Origin of the sequence: Streptomyces rubellomurinus (assembly GCF_000961885.1) — a bacterium.
Taxonomy (GTDB): Bacteria; Actinomycetota; Actinomycetes; order Streptomycetales; family Streptomycetaceae; genus Kitasatospora; species Kitasatospora rubellomurina.
The window spans coordinates 1-1,151 of record NZ_JZKH01000247.1 but is presented as its reverse complement, the minus strand read 5'-3'; the positions used below and the strand labels follow the sequence as shown (position 1 = coordinate 1,151).

The window sequence follows — 1,151 nt, the reverse complement described above, 5'->3', positions numbered from 1 at the left end:
CTCTTCCGGATCTCCGAGGAGCACCAGATGCTTCGCGAGGCGGTGCGTTCGCTGGCCGAGGCGAAGATCGCTCCGTATGCGGCGGAGGTGGACGAGCAGGGTCGGTTCCCGCAGGAGGCGTTGGACGCGCTGACGGCGAACGATCTGCACGCGGTGCACGTGCCGGAGGAGTTCGGTGGTGCGGGGGCGGACGCGTTGGCGACGGTGATCGTGATCGAGGAGGTCGCGCGGGTGTGCGTGTCCTCGTCGTTGATTCCGGCGGTGAACAAGCTGGGGTCGTTGCCGGTGCAGTTGTCGGGTTCGCCGGAGTTGAAGGCGAAGTACCTGGGTGCGCTGGCGCGGGGTGAGGGGATGTTCTCGTACTGCCTGTCGGAGCCGGAGGCGGGTTCGGACGCGGCGGGGATGTCGACGCGGGCGGTGCGGGACGGTGACTTCTGGGTGCTGAACGGTGTGAAGCGCTGGATCACCAATGCGGGGGTGTCGGAGTTCTACACGGTGATGGCGGTGACGGACCCGGAGAAGCGTTCGAAGGGGATCTCGGCGTTCGTGGTGGAGAAGGGCGACGCGGGGGTGTCGTTCGGGGCTCCGGAGAAGAAGTTGGGGATCAAGGGGTCGCCGACGCGTGAGGTGTACTTCGACAATGTGCGGATTCCGGCGGATCGGATGATCGGTGCGGAGGGGACGGGGTTCGCGACGGCGATGCGGACGTTGGACCACACGCGGGTGACGATCGCGGCGCAGGCGGTGGGTGTGGCGCAGGGTGCGCTGGACTACGCGAAGAACTACGTGCGGGAGCGCAAGCAGTTCGGGAAGCCGATCGGTGACTTCCAGGGGATCCAGTTCATGTTGGCGGACATGGCGATGAAGCTGGAGGCGGCGCGGCAGATGACGTACGTGGCGGCGGCGAAGTCGCAGCGGCAGGACGGTGATCTGACGTTCTTCGGTGCGGCGGCGAAGTGCTTCGCGTCGGACGTGGCGATGGAGGTGACCACGGACGCGGTGCAGTTGCTGGGCGGGTACGGGTACACCCGGGACTACCCGTTGGAGCGGATGATGCGGGACGCGAAGATCACGCAGATCTACGAGGGCACCAACCAGGTCCAGCGCATCGTGATGGCCCGCAACCTGCCGTAACGACCCCACGAACCGAC

The 1,151-nt window shown here is 66.6% G+C and carries 1 protein-coding gene; it reads left to right on the top strand.

From position 1 onward, the window contains the following. The coding region (locus VM95_RS37595) for an acyl-CoA dehydrogenase family protein (protein WP_208615611.1) at positions 1–1,134 on the top strand (1,134 nt) is incomplete at its 5' end. Positions 1,135–1,151 lie beyond the last annotated feature (17 nt).